The sequence below is a fragment of the Bradyrhizobium huanghuaihaiense genome, assembly GCF_025200885.1.
GTDB classification, from domain to species: Bacteria; Pseudomonadota; Alphaproteobacteria; order Rhizobiales; family Xanthobacteraceae; genus Bradyrhizobium; species Bradyrhizobium huanghuaihaiense.
The window spans coordinates 419855-437940 of the sequence record NZ_CP104172.1 but is presented as its reverse complement, the minus strand read 5'-3'; the positions used below and the strand labels follow the sequence as shown (position 1 = coordinate 437940).

16 protein-coding genes are annotated in these 18086 nt (G+C 65.6%); 11 read left to right on the top strand and 5 right to left on the bottom strand.

The window, feature by feature from the left end; genetic code table 11:
* Positions 1 to 228: 228 nt before the first annotated feature.
* A complete protein-coding gene (locus N2603_RS02065) occupies positions 229 to 1860 on the top strand; it encodes an alkaline phosphatase family protein (protein ID WP_260387502.1) in 1632 nt (543 codons plus the stop codon).
* A 148-nt stretch (positions 1861 to 2008) separates the two neighbouring features.
* Here N2603_RS02065 and N2603_RS02060 read toward each other — a convergent pair whose 3' ends face one another.
* On the bottom strand, positions 2009 to 2986 hold the full coding sequence (locus N2603_RS02060; protein WP_260387501.1) for a Bug family tripartite tricarboxylate transporter substrate binding protein: 978 nt from the start codon (positions 2984 to 2986) through the stop codon (positions 2009 to 2011).
* Positions 2987 to 3211: 225 nt separating this feature from the next.
* Between N2603_RS02060 and proB the strand changes: the two genes are divergently transcribed.
* The 10 genes from proB (at position 3212) to N2603_RS02010 (ending at position 13059) form a co-directional block, all read left to right on the top strand.
* A complete protein-coding gene (gene proB, locus N2603_RS02055) occupies positions 3212 to 4333 on the top strand; it encodes a glutamate 5-kinase (protein ID WP_260387500.1) in 1122 nt (373 codons plus the stop codon).
* Positions 4334 to 4578: 245 nt separating this feature from the next.
* Positions 4579 to 5886: a glutamate-5-semialdehyde dehydrogenase gene (locus N2603_RS02050; RefSeq protein ID WP_260387499.1), complete on the top strand. Its 1308-nt coding sequence runs from the start codon at positions 4579 to 4581 to the stop codon at positions 5884 to 5886.
* Positions 5887 to 5909: 23 nt separating this feature from the next.
* Positions 5910 to 6554 carry a nicotinate-nucleotide adenylyltransferase gene (locus tag N2603_RS02045; protein WP_018643874.1) on the top strand — a complete coding sequence of 215 codons (645 nt, stop codon included), beginning with the start codon at positions 5910 to 5912 and terminating at the stop codon, positions 6552 to 6554.
* A 208-nt stretch (positions 6555 to 6762) separates the two neighbouring features.
* Complete coding sequence (gene rsfS / locus N2603_RS02040; RefSeq protein ID WP_018643875.1) at positions 6763 to 7119, top strand: ribosome silencing factor; 357 nt, start codon at positions 6763 to 6765, stop codon at positions 7117 to 7119.
* Between the two features lie 97 nt (positions 7120 to 7216).
* Positions 7217 to 7699 carry a 23S rRNA (pseudouridine(1915)-N(3))-methyltransferase RlmH gene (gene rlmH / locus N2603_RS02035; RefSeq protein ID WP_018643876.1) on the top strand — a complete coding sequence of 161 codons (483 nt, stop codon included), beginning with the start codon at positions 7217 to 7219 and terminating at the stop codon, positions 7697 to 7699.
* A gap of 33 nt (positions 7700 to 7732) precedes the next feature.
* Positions 7733 to 9094 carry a murein hydrolase activator EnvC family protein gene (locus N2603_RS02030; RefSeq protein ID WP_260387498.1) on the top strand — a complete coding sequence of 454 codons (1362 nt, stop codon included), beginning with the start codon at positions 7733 to 7735 and terminating at the stop codon, positions 9092 to 9094.
* A complete protein-coding gene (locus N2603_RS02025; RefSeq protein ID WP_018643878.1) occupies positions 9091 to 10446 on the top strand; it encodes a S41 family peptidase in 1356 nt (451 codons plus the stop codon). Before N2603_RS02030 ends, N2603_RS02025 begins: the two co-directional genes overlap by 4 nt.
* Positions 10447 to 10592: 146 nt before the next feature.
* Positions 10593 to 11804 carry a divergent polysaccharide deacetylase family protein gene (locus N2603_RS02020; protein ID WP_260387497.1) on the top strand — a complete coding sequence of 404 codons (1212 nt, stop codon included), beginning with the start codon at positions 10593 to 10595 and terminating at the stop codon, positions 11802 to 11804.
* Between the two features lie 74 nt (positions 11805 to 11878).
* Positions 11879 to 12382 carry an RNA pyrophosphohydrolase gene (locus N2603_RS02015; protein ID WP_260387496.1) on the top strand — a complete coding sequence of 168 codons (504 nt, stop codon included), beginning with the start codon at positions 11879 to 11881 and terminating at the stop codon, positions 12380 to 12382.
* Between the two features lie 176 nt (positions 12383 to 12558).
* Entirely contained in the window at positions 12559 to 13059 is a 501-nt protein-coding gene (locus N2603_RS02010) for an RNA pyrophosphohydrolase (protein WP_260387495.1), read from the top strand.
* 169 nt (positions 13060 to 13228) lie between these two features.
* Here the strand turns inward: N2603_RS02010 and N2603_RS02005 are convergent, their stop codons facing one another.
* From N2603_RS02005 to N2603_RS01990, 4 genes are all read right to left on the bottom strand, one after another.
* The gene (locus N2603_RS02005) at positions 13229 to 14899 is read right to left on the bottom strand and encodes an adenylate/guanylate cyclase domain-containing protein (protein WP_260387494.1); all 1671 of its coding nucleotides are present in this window, start codon (positions 14897 to 14899) and stop codon (positions 13229 to 13231) included.
* A gap of 150 nt (positions 14900 to 15049) precedes the next feature.
* On the bottom strand, positions 15050 to 15457 hold the full coding sequence (locus N2603_RS02000; protein WP_026312122.1) for a F0F1 ATP synthase subunit epsilon: 408 nt from the start codon (positions 15455 to 15457) through the stop codon (positions 15050 to 15052).
* Positions 15458 to 15569: 112 nt separating this feature from the next.
* Positions 15570 to 17003 (bottom strand): F0F1 ATP synthase subunit beta, encoded by a 1434-nt coding sequence (atpD, locus tag N2603_RS01995; RefSeq protein WP_018643884.1) that lies wholly within the window; start codon positions 17001 to 17003, stop codon positions 15570 to 15572.
* 83 nt (positions 17004 to 17086) lie between these two features.
* Positions 17087 to 17959, bottom strand: a complete 873-nt coding sequence (locus tag N2603_RS01990) for a F0F1 ATP synthase subunit gamma (protein ID WP_018643885.1) — start codon at positions 17957 to 17959, stop codon at positions 17087 to 17089.
* Between the last annotated feature and the right edge of the window lie 127 nt (positions 17960 to 18086).

Here is an 18086-nt window from a genome sequence, read left to right as displayed (position 1 = left end):
CGCAATTGCGCACGGGGGGCCGGGACCCATACCGCGTGATCTATCGGTTGCGGATGATCTTAGTCCCGAACAACCAGTCATCGCCAAACCTCTCCCTGGGGTTATGGGTCCCGGCCTGCGCCGGGACGACACTGATTGTGCGGTAGCAGGCGCCCGCATCACTGGCAGGTTGTCACCGGCGCTCTAATATCGCAGCATCAAGCAATCAAGAAACGGCAGGGATAACGCATGGCGCGCGCGAAAAACGTTCTCTGGATCATGTGCGACCAGCTTCGCTATGATTATCTCGGCTGCACCGGCCATCCCACGCTGAAGACGCCCAACATCGACGCGATGGCGAAGCGCGGCGTGCTGTTCACCAAGGCGTATGTGCAATCGCCGATCTGCGGTCCGTCGCGCATGTCGTTCTACACCGGGCGCTACATGCGCTCGCATGGCTCGCACTGGAACGGCTGGCCGCTGCGCGTCGGTGAGCCCACGCTCGGCGATCATCTGAACAAGATCGGCGTGCGCAACGTGCTGGTCGGCAAGACCCACATGGCGCCCGACCTCGAAGGCATGAAGGCGCTCGGCATTCCGCCGGAATCGATGATCGGCGTACACGTCGCCGAATGCGGCTTCGAGCCTTATGAACGCGACGACGGCCTGCATCCGACCGGCCGGCCGCGCCCGAAATACGATGAGTATCTGCGCAGCCAAGGTTTTGAAGCCACCAATCCCTGGGAGCACTGGGCCAATTCAGCCGCAGCTGAAGATGGCTCCTTGCAGAACGGCTGGCTGCTGGTGCATGCCGACAAGGCCGCGCGCGTGCCGGAGGAGCATTCCGAGACGCCCTACATGACCCGGCGCGCGATGGACTTCATCAGCGAGGCCGAGACCGACGGCCGGCCGTGGTGCCTGCATCTGTCCTATATCAAGCCGCACTGGCCCTATATCGCGCCCGAACCCTACGCCAGCATGTATTCGACGGATGACATGATCCCGGTGATCCGCTCCGAACGCGAGCGGCAAAATCCGCATCCGGTGTTCGGCGCCTATATGGACATGCGCTACTCCCGCAACATGGCGCGCGACGATGCCCGCGAGAAGGTGATCCCGACCTATATGGGCCTGATCACCCAGATCGACGATCAGATGGGCGTGCTGATGAAGTTCCTGGAGGGACGCGGCCTGCTGGAGACCACCATGATCGTGTTCACCTCAGATCATGGCGATTATCTCGGCGATCACTGGATGGGCGAGAAGGACCTGTTCCACGAACAGTCGGCGAAGATCCCGCTGATCATCATCGATCCCTCCAGGGAGGCAGACGCCACGCGCGGCACGCGCAGCGACGCACTGGTGGAGGGCATCGATCTCGCGCCGACCTTCGTCGATTACTTCGGCGGCAAGGTCTCTAGCCACATTCTCGAAGGACGCTCGCTGCTGCCGCTGCTGCGCGGCGAGAAGCCCGAATGGCGCAAGGTGGCGTTCTCCGAATACGACTACGCCATGCAGGACGTGCGGCTGAAGCTGAATCAGCCGATCGAGCGCTGCCGCCTGTTCATGGTGTTCGACGGCCGCTGGAAATACATCCACGCCTCCGGCTTCCGTCCGATGCTGTACGATCTCGAAACCGATCCGGATGAGTACGTTGATCGCGGCGACGACCCGGATTGTGCCGGCATCATCGCGCGGTTGCAGGCCGAGCTGTTCGACTGGGCGCTGCATCCGAGCGGCCACATCACCACGCCGCGCGAGAAGATCGCGGCCTATGCCGACAATCAGTTGCAGGTGAAGGGCGGGGTCTTGATCGGCATCTGGGATGAGAAAGAGCTCGCCGCGATCAAGGACGGCATCGCGCAGCGCGCGAAGATGTAGGCTGCTCTTCGCGAGTCTGCATCGTCGCTACAATCGAACATCCATCCACGCCGTCATTGCGAGCGCAGCGAAGCAATCCAGTTCTTTCCCCGGAGAGATTCTGGATTGCTTCGTCGCAAGGGCTCCTCGCAATGACGGGAGGAGAGACCTAATTCTCGATCTTGTATCCTGTAGCCTTCACGATCGGCTGCCAGAACGCCGTGTTCGCCGCGAGCTCCTTCGACAGCCCTTCCGCATTGCTGCCGACCGGGATCAACCCGATCGCCGTGAGCTTCTCTTTCACCTCCGGCTTGGCCAGTGCCGCGCTCGCGGCCGCGCCGAGCTTGCTGGCGAAATCCGGCGGGCTGCCGGCGGGAAGCCACATGCCGTACCAGGCGTCCGCGACGAGATCGATGCCGCTCTCCTTCAGTGTCGGGACGTCGGGCGCGAAGGGTGAACGTTCCGCGCTCGAGACCGCGATGATCTTCACGCCCTTGGCACGATGCTGCGGCAGTGCATCGGCCAGCGTGGTGATACCAAATGAGATGTGGCCGCCGACGAGGTCGTTGAGGATTGGTGCGCTGCCCCGATAGGGCACGCGGGTCAGGGGAATGCCGAGATCCTTCTCGAGCCTGGAGCCCATGAAATGCGGAATGGTGCCGTTGCTCGGCACGCCGAACGAGGTCTTGTCGGGATGCGCCTTCAGCCAGGCGACGAATGCCTTGAAGTCCGTCGCATCGATGCCCGGCCCCATCACGAGCGCAAATTCGAATCGCGCCAGCAGCGACACCGGCATGAAATCCTTCGACGTGTCGAAGCTCGGCGTCGTCTCCACCATCGGCAGCAGGTACATGGTGGGCCCCGTCGTCACCAGCACCATGCTGCCGTCGGGGCTCGCGCCCTTGACCGCCTTGATGCCGATCAGGCCGTCGCCGCCGGTACGGTTCTCGACCACCATGGTCCGCTGCAGCACCGGAGCCATCTCCTGCGCGATCAGCCGGCACAACGTGTCGCCGCCCGCTCCGGCTGCAAACGGGAAGATGATCTTCGTCAGCCCGGCCTGCGCTTGCGCCTCACCCGCCTGCGCCAGCAGCGGCAATCCAAGTCCTCCTCCAAGACATCCGGCCATGAATGTGCGGCGATCCATTCGTTTCCCCTCCAGCCCATTTGATTGGCGGCATTAGAACCGGACCGGCGACCAAGACAAGTCTGAAGGCAGGATCAAAGACAAGCCCGACCCGCGCCGTTTACCATGCCGGCCGCCTTGCGCCGGCCATCGTCCTGCTGCAAAAGCAGGCCTCACCGGCGCCGCTCTCTCGCTCCGCCGTTTCCAACGCAGAGCATTTCGTCACACGCGCCAGCACAGACACACATGGCCAGCCCCGAACTCAGTCAATTCCGCCGCATCGTCGTCAAGGTCGGCTCAGCGCTGCTGGTCGATTCCGACAAGGGCGAGGTGCGGGCGTCCTGGCTCGCCGCGCTCGCCGACGACATGGCCAAGCTGCACAAGGAAGGGCGCGATGTCCTCGTGGTGTCCTCCGGCTCGATCGCGCTCGGCCGCAGCCGGCTCAAGCTGCCGCGCGGTCCGTTGAAGCTGGAAGAGAGCCAGGCCGCCGCCGCCGTCGGCCAGATCGCACTGGCGCGGATCTGGTCGGAGGTGCTCGGGGCTCACGGCATCGATGCCGGTCAGATCCTGGTGACGCTTCAGGACACCGAGGAGCGCCGCCGCTATCTCAATGCGCGCTCCACCATCGGCAAGCTGCTGGAGTGGCGCGCCATCCCCGTGATCAACGAGAACGACACGGTCGCCACCACCGAGATCCGCTACGGCGACAACGATCGCCTCGCCGCGCGCGTCGCCACCATGGCGAGCGCCGATTTGCTGGTGCTGCTGTCCGACATCGACGGGCTCTACGACGCCCCGCCGAAGAACAACCCGAACGCAAAGCTCATTCCGGTCGTCGACAGCATCTCCTCGGAGATCGAGGCCGTGGCGGGCGATGCCGAGTCCGAGCTGTCGCGCGGCGGCATGCGCACCAAGGTCGAGGCGGCCAAGATCGCCACCACCGGCGGCACCCACATGCTGATCGCCTCCGGCAAGATCGAGCATCCGCTGCAGGCAATCGCCGATGGCGGCCGCTGCACCTGGTTCCTGACGCCCGCCAATCCCATCACCTCGCGAAAACGCTGGATCGCGGGAACGCTGGAGCCGAAGGGCACGCTGACGATCGACGCCGGCGCGGTGACCGCGCTGCGCGCCGGCGCCAGCCTGCTGCCGGCCGGCGTGATCAAGGTCGAGGGCCAGTTCGCCCGCGGCGATGCCGTGGTCGTGCGCGGCCCCGACAGCAGCGAGATCGGCCGCGGCCTGATCGCCTATGACGCCGATGATGCCGAGCGCATCAAGGGCCGCTCCTCCCCGGACGTGATGACCATCCTCGGCATCAGCGGCCGCGCCGAGATGATCCACCGCGACGATCTGGTGGTGGGCGGGTGAGGCGGATTCCGTCATTCCGGGGCGGTGCGCTAGCACCGAACCCGCAATCTCGAGATTCCGGGTCTGGTCCTTCGGACCATCCCGGAATGACGGCGCAGGTGGTGCGTGGCTGGCCGGGTCAAGCCCGGCCATGACGACGGGGCTGGGCCACTGGCCTAGGGGGAGTACCTGCCATACCCTCCCCGCCCTTCGCAAAAGCGGGATTTCCGTGCTAGGACACCGCCTTAGCAGAAGGTTGAACCCCCATGGCCGCCCCCCTCAAAGCCGTTGACGGCAATGCCGATCGGACTAGCGATCTCTTGGCGCTGATGTCCGATCTCGCCACCCGTGCCCGCGCTGCCGCGCGCGTGCTGGCGCTGGCGCCGCCGGAACAGAAGAACCGGGCGCTCGAGGCCATGGAGCGGGCAATCCGCGCCAACGCGGCGGCGATTCTTGCCGCCAATGCCGAGGATGTCGCGGAGGCCCGCGCCTCCGGCAACATGACCTCCTCCTTCATCGACCGCCTGACGCTGACGCCGGCGCGGATCGAATCGATGGCCGAAGGCATCGGCATCGTGCGCGGCATCGCCGATCCCATCGGCGTCGTCACCGAGAGCTGGCAGCGGCCGAACGGCATGACCATCGAGCGCGTGCGCGTGCCGCTCGGCGTCGTCGGCGTGATCTTCGAGAGCCGCCCCAACGTTGCGGCGGACGCCGGCGTGCTGTGCCTGAAGTCGGGCAATGCCGTGATCCTGCGCGGCGGCTCGGACAGTTTCCGCTCGTGCCGCGCGATCCATGAATGCCTGGTGCAGGGTCTGCGCGAGGCCGGTCTGCCTGAAGCTGCGATCACGCTGGTGCCGACGCGCGACCGCGCAGCGGTCGGCATGATGCTGTCGGGCCTGAACGGCGCCGTCGACGTGATCGTGCCGCGCGGAGGCAAGAGCCTCGTCGCGCGCGTCGAGCAGGAAGCGCGCGTGCCTGTGTTCGCGCATCTCGAAGGCGTCAACCACGTCTATGTCGATGCCAGCGCCGACCTCGCCATGGCGAAGTCGATCGTGCTCAACGCCAAGATGCGCCGCACCGGCGTGTGTGGTGCCGCCGAGACGCTGCTGGTCGATCGCGCAGCTGCTGCATCGAGCCTGAAGCCGCTGGTCGAGATGCTGATCGACTCGGGGTGCGAAGTGCGCGGCGACGAGGCCGTGCAGAAGGCCGATGCGCGCGTAAAGCCTGCAAACGACGAGGATTGGGACACCGAATATCTCGACGCGATCATCGCGGCGAAGGTGGTGGACGGCGTCGACGGCGCGATCGCGCACATCCAGAATCACGGCTCGCATCATACCGATGCGATCGTGAGCGCTGACGAGCGTGCGGCGAAGAAATTCCTGAGCGAGGTCGATTCCGCGATCGTGCTGCACAACGCCTCGACGCAGTTCGCCGATGGCGGCGAGTTCGGCTTCGGCGCCGAGATCGGCATCGCCACCGGCCGCTTCCACGCCCGCGGCCCGGTCGGCGCCGAGCAACTCACGAGCTTCAAATATCGCGTTCACGGCACCGGGCAGACGCGGCCGTAAGTAACGTTGCAAGGCGCGGGGCATTGAGCAACAAATTCGTCGTGCCGCGTTTTGTGGCGCAAGCGGTCCCGCCCCACACGGAGGGCATGCGCATCGGCCTGCTCGGCGGCTCGTTCAACCCGCCGCATCAGGCGCATCGCGCGATCAGCCGCTTCGCACTTAGGCGATTGCAACTCGATCGCGTCTGGTGGCTGGTGACCCCCGGCAATCCGCTCAAGGAGAATGGCAACCTGCATGAGCTCGGCGCGCGCATGCAGGCCGCACGCGATGTCGCCGATGATCCGCGCATCGAGGTGAGCTGTCTCGAATCCGTCATTCGCACCCGCTATACTATCGACACGATCAACACCTTGCGCCGCCGCTTCTCGGGCTTGCGCTTTGTCTGGATCATGGGCGCCGACAACCTCGCTCAATTCCATCGTTGGCAGGACTGGCGGCGGATCGCCGGCCAGGTGCCGATGGCGGTCATCGATCGCCCGCCGCAGAGTTTTCGCGCCCTCGCCTCGCCCGCCGCCCAAGCGCTATCTCGTTACCGTCTGCCGGAGAGCAAGGCAGCGCTGCTTGCGGACCAGTCGGCGCCGGCCTGGGTATTCCTGACCGGATTGAAGCTGAATCTGTCCTCGACCGGTCTGCGGAACCCGGACGGGAGCTGGAAAGGTACGAAGTGAGACGGAGTGTCCGGGCGTTGTGGGGACCTTGGCCTCTCTGGCATATTGAAACCCTTAACCCCACATGATGTAGTGTCACCCGTGAGCGCCGGATTCGGCTCTCGCGATACAGTGAAAGGAATGGTCCCTGGCCACATCTGTATTGTCCAAGTCTGTTTTACCCAAGGTTGCTAAGCCTACGCGTAAAACATCGACCAAAGCTGCGGCCTTGAAGGCGCAACCCGACGCCGACAAGACGCTGAGCCTGATCCTCTCCCGCCTCGAGGATATGAAGGCGGAAGAGACGGTCACCATCGACCTTCGCGGCAAATCGGCATACTCCGACTACATGATCGTCACCACCGGCCGGGTGAACCGGCACGTTGGCGCGATCGCGGAGAACGTGACGAAGGGCCTCAAGGAAACCGGCATCAAGAACATCCATGTCGAGGGCTTGCCCAATTGCGACTGGGTGCTGATCGATTCCGGCGATGTGATCGTGCACGTGTTCAGACCCGAGGTCCGCGAGTTCTACAACCTCGAGAGGTTGTACACGCAGGGCCCAGGGGCGGCGAAGGCGATCTAGAGGCTGACGAAGCCGATTTCGAATCGGCTGACGCGCATGCTAGCGTCGTGCGCGCGCCTGATGCGCGCGACCTCGAAAACACGACGCTGAAACCATCATGCGTGTTGCTGTCATTGCGGTGGGCCGGCTGAAGCAGGGCCCCGAACGGGAGCTTGCCGACCGCTATTTCGAGCGGTTCGACGAGGCCGGCCGCAAGCTCGGATTCCGCGAGCTCAGCATCCACGAGATTCCCGAGAGCCGCGCGCGTGACGCCGCGACGCGGATGACTGAAGAGGCCGCGGCGATCTCGGCGCATATCCCCGAAAAATCCATCCTGGTGGCACTGGACGAGCGCGGCCAGAATCTCGACTCCACCGTATTCGCACGGCATCTCGGGCGCTGGCGCGACGAGGGGGCCGGACATACTATCTTCATGATCGGAGGGGCGGACGGACTTTCGCCCGAATTGCGCCGTAAGGCCAAGCTCGCGATCGCGTTCGGCTCTGCGACCTGGCCGCACCAAATGGTCCGCGTCATGCTTCTGGAACAGCTGTATCGGGCCGCCACCATCCTGGCCGGCCATCCTTATCACCGCGCGTGATCCGCGCCACAACGAGCACCTTTGCCTAAAGCGATGCGAGCGCCCGTCCTCAACCTGCTGATTGCAAGCCTCGCAGGCGCAAACCTCGCAGGCACAAGCCTCGCACAAGCTCAGACGGCAGCGCCGGCGCCCCAGACCGCGGCCGTCTCGCCCGACGCCATCAAGCAGCGCGAGCAGGAACTGGAAGCTGCGCGCGCCCGACAAAAGAGCGCGGAGGAAGCGCAGGCCAAGTTGAAGGCCGAGATCACCGCGCTCGGCCAGGATCGCACCCAGCTCAATCAGCAGCTGATCGACACCGCCACCAATGTGCGCACCGTCGAGACCAAGATCGACGAAACCGAAGCGCGGCTGAAGACGCTGAACGGCCGCGAGCAGCAGATGCGCTCTTCGCTTGATTCGCGCCGCGCCGACATCGTCGAGGTGCTGGCGGCACTGCAACGGGCCGGCCGGCGCACGCCGCCGGCGCTGCTGGTGCGACCTGAGGATGCGCTGCAATCCTTACGCACCGCGATGCTGCTCGGCGCCGTGGTGCCGGAATTGCGCGGCCGCGCGGAGAGGATCGCGGGCGAGCTCGGCGAACTCGTGGCCCTGCGCAAGAACATCGCGAGCGAACGCGACCAGCTCGCCGCCGACCGCGACAAGGTCCGGAGCGACCAGACCCGCCTCACCGCCCTGATCGACGAGCGGCAGCGCCAACAGGCTGCGCGCGAAAAGGACCTCGACGCCGAAAGCTCGCGCGCGATCGCGCTCTCAAGGCAGGTCGGCGATCTCCAGGGGCTGATCACCAAGATGGAGCAGGACCTGCAGAGCGCCGCCAAGGCGGCCGAGAAGGCCGCCGAGGCCGCAAGGCAGGCCGAGGCCAAGGAGGCCAAGCTGGCAGCGGCAAACGCGGCCGCCAGCGCCAAATCCGGCCCCGCCGCTTTCAAGGACCGGTCCCGGACTACCCCCGCGATCGCCTTCGCCTCGGCCAAGGGCCTCCTGCCCCTGCCGGTTAACGGTAACAAGATCAGGGACTTTGGCGGTTCCGACGGGGTCGGCGGGGTGCAGAAGGGCATTTCGCTGGCGACAAAGCCGGGCTCCCAGGTCACGACGCCGTGCGATGGCTGGGTTGTGTATGCCGGCCCGTTCCGCAGCTATGGACAACTCTTGATCCTCAACGCCGGGGGCGGGTATCATGTCCTGATCGCCGGGATGGAGCGCATTTCGGTCAACATCGGACAGTTTGTGCTCACGGGGGAGCCTGTCGCGACCATGGGGTCGACCTCTCAAGTCGCCTCCATTCTCGCCACGAACGCGAGTCAACCTGTGCTGTATGTCGAGTTCCGTAAAGACGGCACTCCAATCGATCCAGGCCCATGGTGGGCCGCAAATGAAGGCGAGAAGGTTCGCGGATGATGCGCAAGACTTCAGTAATCCTCCTCAGCGCAGCCACCGGTGCGGCGCTGACGCTGTTCGTGACCCAGCCGCGCGCGGTGTTCATGGGCTCCAGCGCGCGAGCCGCGACCGCGGACACCTATCGCCAGCTCAACCTGTTCGGCGACGTGTTCGAGCGCGTGCGCTCCGATTATGTCGAGAAGCCCGACGACACCAAGCTGATCGAATCCGCCATCAGCGGCATGCTCACCGGCCTCGATCCGCATTCGAGCTATATGGATGCCAAGAGCTTCCGCGACATGCAGGTGCAGACCCGCGGTGAGTTCGGCGGCCTCGGCATCGAGGTCACGATGGAAGACGGCCTGATCAAGGTGGTCTCGCCGATCGACGACACGCCGGCCTCGCGCGCCGGCATCATGGCCAACGACATCATCACCAATCTCGACGACGAGGCGGTGCAGGGCCTCACCCTGAACCAGGCGGTCGAGAAGATGCGCGGTCCGGTCAACACCAAGATCAAGCTCAAGATCATCCGCAAGGGCCAGGACAATCCGCTCGACGTGACGCTGGTGCGCGACAACATCCGCGTCCGCTCGGTGCGCGCGCGCGTCGAGGCCGACGACATCGGCTATATCCGCATCACCACCTTCAACGAGCAGACCACCGAAGGCCTGAAGCGCGAGGTCGCCAACCTCTCGAATCAGATCGGCGACAAGCTCAAGGGCTACATCATCGACCTCCGCAACAACCCGGGCGGCCTGCTCGAGGAAGCGGTCACCGTGTCCGACTCGTTCCTGGAGAAGGGCGAGATCGTCTCGACCCGCGGCCGCAATGCCGAGGAGACCCAGCGCCGCACCGCGCATGCCGGCGACCTCACCAAGGGCAAGCCGGTCATCGTGCTGGTCAACGGCGGCTCGGCCTCGGCGTCGGAAATCGTCGCCGGCGCGCTGCAGGACCACAAGCGCGCGACCATCGTCGGCACGCGTTCGTTCGGCAAGGGCTCGGTGCAGACCATCATCCCGCTCGGCTCGGGCAACGGCGCGCTGCGCCTGACCACCGCGCGCTACTACACGCCGTCGGGCAAGTCGATCCAGGCCAAGGGCATCGTGCCCGACATCGAAGTGCTGCAGGACGTGCCGGACGAGCTGAAGTCGCGCACCGACACCAAGGGTGAGGCTTCGCTGCGCGGCCACCTCAAGAACGACGGCGACGAGAAGACCGGCTCGCAGTCCTACGTGCCGCCGGACGCCAAGGACGACAAGGCGCTCAAGCTCGCCGACGACCTGCTCCACGGCATCAAGAACAGCGCCTCCGCCGCGCCCACCCCGGGCACCGACAAGGCTGCGGCCGACAAGCCCAAAGCGGCGAACTGAGTCAGCGCATCAAGCGATCTTCCGAAAAGGGCGGCTCCTCGAGCCGCCCTTTTTTGCTTGGAACTCCTGTCGTCCCCGGCCTATCCCGGCCTGCCGCCGCTTGATCCCGCCGTGGTATCGTCGGGACGAGTGATTCGGGATCGCGCATGACTGAAACGGCCGATGATCTGAGCGCCCCGCTCGGACAGGACAAGCCGCGCCGCAAGCGCCGGCTGCGGCTGCCGTTCACCGCCATGCAGCTCTTGGCGGTGCTGCTCGGTCTGTTCCTGGTCACCTTTGCGGGCTTTGCCATCTTCAACAAGGACCCGCTCGGCGGCGAGCCGATGACACGGATCGCGATCCGCGAGCCCAAAGCGACGGACGAGAAGCCGGCGGCCTCCGATACCAGGCACGAGAGCAAGCAGGACACCAAGGAAGCGCCGAAGCAGGCCGCCCCCGGTGAGCAGAAGACCGTCACCATGATCGACGGCTCGACCGGCGCGCGGCGCGACGTGGTGATCGGCGCGGGCGATGCCGCCGACAAGGGCGAGGCGGCGTCCGCCCCGCCGCCGGTCATGGCCGGGATCGATCCCAAGCTGCTGGAGAAGTCGCGCTACGGCATGATCCCCGTGGTCGCCGGCGACCTGAAACCGTTCAACGTCTATGCGGCCGATGCCGACCGCGCCAAGGCCGCCAGGATGCCGGTGGTCGCCATCGTGATCGGCGGCCTCGGCGTCGGCGCCGCCAAGACCCTAGATGCGATCATGAAGCTGCCGCCGGCGGTGACGCTGGCCTTCACGCCCTACGGCGCCGATCCCGGCAAGCTCGCCGAGCGGGCCCGCGCCCAGCGCCACGAGATCTTCCTGCAGATCCCGATGGAGCCCTACGACTTCCCGGACAACGATCCGGGACCGCAGACGCTGCTGACCTCGCTCAGCCCCGACCAGAACATGGACCGCCTGTACTGGCACCTCAGCCGGATGCAGGGCTATGCCGGCCTCACCAATTTCATGGGCGCCCGCTTCATCGCGACGGAGCCGGCGATGCAGCCGATCATCCGCGAGGCGGCCAAGCGCGGCCTCGGCTTCTTCGACGACGGCTCCTCGCCACGCAGCATCGCGCCCCAGGCCGCGTCAAGCGCGTCGATGCCGTTCGGCAAGGGCGACATCGCGATCGACGTGGTTCCGACCCCGACCGAAATCGACCGCGCCCTGACCAAGCTCGAATCGACGGCCCGCGAGCGCGGCGTCGCCGTCGGCACCGCCTCGGCCCTGCCGGTCTCGATCGAGCGCGTCAGTGCCTGGACCAAGACATTGGGCGACCGAGGTATCCTTTTGGTGCCATTGACAACCGCGATGCTGAAATCAAAATCCAGCTAAATCAACGAATTGGTACGGCACGGGTCGCGCGGGACCGGCATGCCCACCAAGTGCAGGCAAGAGGGTCTGGCGGAATGGCGCGTTACGAGGATCTGCCCTACCGGACCTGCGTCGGTGTGATGCTGATCAATGCGAAGGGACTGGTGTTCATCGGCCGCCGCGCCGGTGGCATCGAGCATGTCGACGACGCCCATGTCTGGCAGATGCCGCAGGGGGGCGTCGATCCCGGCGAGGACACCTGGGAAGCCGCCAAGCGCGAGCTCTATGAGGAGACCAGCGTGCGCTCGGTCGAGCGGCTCGGCGAGGTTCCGGACTGGCTGATCTACGACATCCCGCGCACGGTCGCGGGCCGCGCCTGGAAGGGCCGTTACCGTGGCCAGCGCCAGAAATGGTTCGCGGTCCGCTTCACCGGCAAGGACAGCGAGATCAACGTCGAGAAGCCGGGCGGCGGCGGCCACAAGGCCGAATTCGTGAGCTGGCGCTGGGAGCCGATGAAGAACCTCCCCGGGCTGATCATTCCCTTCAAGCGCCCGGTCTATGAGCGCGTGGTGAAGGAATTTTCCGCTCTGGCGGGTTGAACGGCGAGCTCCATCCCAACCCTCCGCTCGTCACCCCCGCGAAGGCGGGGGTCCATAACCCCAGGGAGCGGTGGCGTGGCAGATGTCAACCGCGAGCTTTCAACCGACAGCCGCCTGTGGTTATGGATTCCGGGCTCGCGCTCCGCGCGCCCCGGAATGACGATAGAAGGTTACGCGTGACGAACGAAAAACCCTACCGCCCCAACGTCGGCATCGCGCTGTTCAATGCCGACGGCCGCGTGCTGATCGGCCACCGCTTCAAGGGCGACGGGCCCGAGATCATCCTGCCGGGGCTCGACTGGCAGATGCCGCAGGGCGGCGTCGACGAGGGCGAGAATTTGCGCGATGCGGCGATGCGCGAGCTGTGGGAGGAGACCAGCGTCGTCAGCGCCGACTATCTCGGCGAGACCGACTGGTTCACTTATGAATTCCCACCCTACGACGGACCGCAGACGCATCGCCTCGCAAAGTTTCGCGGCCAGCGCCAGAAATGGTTCGCGCTGCGCTTCACCGGCAAGGATGACGAGATCGATCCGCTGACGCCGCGCAACGGCCAGCCTGCGGAGTTCGACGCCTGGCGCTGGGAGCGCCTCGACCGCGTCGCGGACCTCGTGGTGCCGTTCCGCCGCGACGTCTACCGCGCGGTGGCGCGGGAGTTTGCGGCGTTCGGAAACTGAAACTGCGAAAACAACCCCATGCACAGTAGAACGGGGTTGAAATCATTCGAAGATTTTCGACGACGGTTTGCGGGTGAGGGGCGCACCATTCTCTCGCTCCCTCCCCCCTTGCGGGGGAGGGAAACGCACCGATGTTGGCGCGGCTAGTCGGGCCTAATCCCGGCACGCCCTAATTGATCGGGCCCACCGTGAACGGGCCGATGGCGATGACGTGGCAGTCGCTGTCGCGCTTGGCGCAGTCGGCGAGCGCGGTGGCGACGGCGGTCTGCTCGTCGGCGGCCTTGAGGCCGAGGCCGGGGCGGCCGGCGGTGCCGACGGCGACTGCGTTCCAGCCCATGGCCTCACCGAGCTTGCGCACGACCTCGTCGCGGGCATCCGCCACGATCGAGGGATTGCTCGCGGCGTGGAAGAAGCCGGTGATCCTCAGCAGCGTCGGGATCGGCACGACGAAATTGTCGTCGATCGCGACGATCATGCAGGCGACGCCGGCGATCGCGCCGCACGATTCCAGCGAACGCCGCGCCGCATCATCGGCGGATGATGCGCCCAGCACCATGAAATATTGCCCGCCCGGTCCGAGCGCGACCGAGCGGGATTTCGCCGCCGGCACGAACATGTTCTCGAGCCGCACCTTTTGCGGATCGCGCACGATCGGAAAATCCTTCGAGGCAAACGCCCGCTCGGTCATGGCGTCATGCCGGAAGTAGGGCGCCGGCGGCATCGGCGGCTTGCCGTGCGCGTAGACGACATTGTTGCCGACCGCATAGAGCTCGCAGCGCCGCGGCGATTGCGCGGCATCGGCGCGCTTCTGGCACTGCTCGATCGCGCCGTTGCGCGCAGCCTCCTCGCTCGGCTGGTTCAGCACCGAGCCGGTGAAGCCGCCGACATTGAGCGCGAAGGCCTTGTAGTCGCCGGCCGCGGAATAGTCGCCGGCCAGATAGTTGCGGACGCGCTCGTTGATGAAGGGCACGCTGTCGGCGGCAAGCTTGCCTGTCATCATCGCGGCGGACGGTGACGGTACAGGCATCGGCGCCATCGCTGCGCCGGCGTTGGACGGCGCCATCGGCGCCTTTGCCATTTGGGTCGGCATCGGGGTCGGCGTTGCCGCCATCGCAGCCGGCGTTGGGCTCGGCGCAGCACTGGGCGTCACGGCCGGGGTCGATGCGGCGGTCGCGGTCTGCTTGAGCTTGGTGTTGTAGAGGAAGCCGGAGACAACGATCGCAACGATCGAGACGACGGCAACCACCAGCGGCCACATCCACACCGGTGCAGCGGCCACCTTCGAAGCCGCCTTCTTCAGCTGCGGCTTGGAATAGCTGCCGTCCTCGCGTCGCATCGCCACCATGTAGGCGTGCACCGGCGTCGGGATGTTCTTCACCTCCTGCGCGCCGATATCGGCGAACTGCACCGACAGCTTGTTGGCGACCTGCTCGTGCACGGCGCGGGAGACGCAGATGCCGCCGACCTCGGCAAGGCCCTCCAGGCGCGCGGCGATGTTGACGCCGTCGCCCAACAGATCGCCGTTGCGCTCGACCACGTCGCCGATGGTGATGCCGATGCGGAACGACATCTGCCGGCTCGGCGGGTACGCCATGTTGCGGGTCCGCAAGCTTTCCTGGATGTCGATCGCGCAGCGCACCGCATCGACCGCGCTCGGAAATTCCGCGAGCACGGCATCGCCCGCCGTGTTGAAGATGCGCCCGCCGGCCTTGGCGATGAAATCGTCGATGACTTCGCGGTAAGAGGCCAGGCGCCGCAGCGTCTCCTCTTCATCCTCCGCGACCAGCCTCGAATACCCGGCAATATCGGCTGCGAAAATCGCCGCGATCTTGCGTTTCATCTGTGACCCGCCCCGGAACAAATTCGCGGGCGCAGAATGCCGCTATCGGCGTCGCGGTGCAACAAAGTTTCAGCGCCCGCCACGGTCGGTGACGAGCGCTGAACTTATTCAGGAATTTTGAGCCTGGCCCCGGAGCGGCTGCGCCGGGGCTTAGTGCATAGCCGTGGAGTTGAGCTGCTGCTGGATGCTCTTGAAGTGGTCGAGACGCTCGATGGCGTGATCGAGCTCGCCGCCTTCGTGCTCCTTCAGACCCTCTTCCATCTCCGCGATGGTCTCGGCGAACTGAGCACGATCGAGCTCGTCCAGCGAGGTCGCGACGTCGGCGAGCACGGTCAGGCCCTTCTCGGAGACTTCGGCGAGGCCGCCGAGCACGATGACCTTCTCGTGCCTGCCACCGCTGGTGATGGTGAGGATGCCGGGCCGGATCGCAGCCACGACGGGCGCATGTCCAGCCAGCACGCCGAAGTCACCCTCGACGCCGGGGATGTCGACCTGATCGACCTCGCCCGTGAAGGCGAGCTTTTCCGGAGAGACGAGATCGAAGTGGAAGGTGGCCATGGTTTTTCCGCTTGCTTCGCTTGTCACCCGCGGGCCTGACCCGCGGGTCCATCAGTCAACGAAAGTTCTTTCGATGGATCGCCGGATCAAGTCCGGCGATGACATCTGAAACTTAGGCCGCCTCGGCAGCCAGCTTCTTGCCCTTCTCGACCGCCTCTTCGATGGTGCCGACCATGTAGAAGGCGGCTTCCGGCAGGTGGTCGTACTTGCCTTCCACCAGGCCCTTGAAGCCCTTGATGGTGTCGGCGAGGTCGACGAACTTGCCCGGCGAACCCGTGAAGATTTCGGCGACGTGGAACGGCTGCGACATGAAGCGCTCGACCTTGCGGGCGCGGGCCACGGTCAGCTTGTCCTCTTCCGAAAGCTCGTCCATGCCGAGAATGGCGATGATGTCCTGAAGCGCCTTGTAGCGCTGCAGCACCTGCTGCACCTGACGGGCGACCGCGTAGTGCTCCTCGCCGACGACCAGCGGGGAGAGCATGCGCGAGGTCGAGTCGAGCGGGTCCACCGCCGGGTAGATGCCCTTTTCGGCGATCGAGCGCGACAGCGTCGTGGTCGCGTCAAGATGCGCGAACGAGGTCGCGGGCGCCGGGTCGGTCAAGTCGTCGGCCGGAACGTAGATGGCCTGCACCGAGGTGATCGAGCCCTTCTGCGTGGTGGTGATGCGCTCCTGCAGCGCGCCCATGTCGGTGGCGAGCGTCGGCTGATATCCCACCGCCGAAGGAATACGGCCGAGCAGCGCCGACACTTCCGAGCCGGCCTGGGTGAAGCGGAAGATGTTGTCGACGAAGAACAGCACGTCCTGGCCCTTGTCGCGGAAGTCTTCCGCGATGGTCAGACCCGTGAGCGCGACGCGGGCGCGGGCGCCCGGCGGCTCGTTCATCTGGCCGAACACCAGCGCGCACTTCGACTTCACGCTCGGATCCGGATTGTGCGGATCGGCGTTGACCTTGGACTCGATGAACTCGTGATAGAGGTCGTTGCCCTCGCGGGTACGCTCGCCGACGCCGGCGAACACGGAGTAACCGCCGTGCGCCTTCGCGACGTTGTTGATCAGCTCCTGAATCAGCACGGTCTTGCCGACGCCGGCGCCGCCGAACAGGCCGATCTTGCCGCCCTTCGCGTAAGGCGCGAGGAGGTCGACGACCTTGATGCCGGTGACGAGAATTTCAGCTTCGGTGGACTGGTCGGTGTAGGTCGGCGCTTCCTGGTGGATGGCGCGCAGGCCTTCCGACTTGACGGGACCGGCTTCGTCGATCGGCTCGCCGATGACGTTGATGATGCGGCCGAGCGTGCCCTCGCCGACGGGAACGCGGATCGGCGAACCGGTGTCGGTGACTTCCTGGCCGCGGACCAGACCCTCGGTGGTGTCCATCGCGATGGTGCGCACGGTCGATTCGCCGAGATGCTGGGCGACTTCGAGCACCAGACGGTTGCCGCCGTTCTTGGTCTCGAGCGAGTTGAGAATGGCCGGGAGGTGGCCTTCGAACTGCACGTCGACGACGGCGCCGATGACCTGGGTGACGCGACCGACCTGGGCTGCCATTGAATGTCTCCTTCGATCCGAACTTCTAAACCGCGGTCAGCGTGACCGGGATGTTGCGTGTGATGGATGCTGAAGCGTCTTGATCAGACGGCTTCGGCGCCCGAGATGATTTCGATCAGTTCCTTGGTGATCTGCGCCTGACGCGTGCGGTTGTAGACCAGCGTCTGCTTGCGGATCATCTCACCGGCGTTGCGCGTCGCGTTGTCCATCGCGCTCATCTGCGCGCCGTAGAACGAGGCGTTGTTCTCGAGCAGCGCGCGGAAGATCTGGACCGCGAGGTTGCGCGGCAGAAGACGGGTGAGAATCTCGTCCTCTTCCGGCTCGTATTCGTAAGAGGTCGTGCTGGCGGCACCGCCCTCCTCGACCACCAGCGGGATCACCTGCTGGGCGGTCGGGATCTGCGCGATCACCGAGCGGAAGCGCGAATAGAACAGCGTGCAGACGTCGAACTCGCCGGCCTCGAAACGGGCAAGAATCTTCTTGGCGATGTCCTCGGCGTTGACGAAGCCGAGCTGGCGGACGCTGCGCAAATCGAGGTGCTCGACGATCTGCTTGTCGAACTGACGGCGGAGCTGCTCATAGCCCTTGCGTCCGACGCAGAAGAATTTGACTTCCTTGCCCTGCGCCATCAGCGCCAGAGCGCGCTCGCGGGCGAGACGCACGATCGAGGAGTTGAAGGCGCCGGACAGGCCGCGCTCGCCGGTGCAGACCAGCAGCAGGTGAACCTGATCGCGGCCGGTGCCGGCCAGCAGCGCCGGCGCGCCGGGCGAGCCCGCCGCGGCACTGGCGATGTTGGAGATCACCGCGCTCATCTTGTCGGCATAGGGACGCGCAGCTTCCGCCGCGGTCTGCGCGCGGCGCAGCTTCGAGGCCGCGACCATCTGCATGGCCTTGGTGATCTTTTGCGTCGCCTTGGTGGAGGCGATGCGGACGCGCATGTCTTTAAGTGACGCCATTCTTCGTTCACCCCGGCGGTTCGACTGAAGCGTCGGACCGCTAGCCTGTCCCTACCGCAATGCCCGGCCGGGCGCCGGGCACGCGTCTTATTGGTTTGCCTCTCGCGAAGCGATCATGGCCGGACGG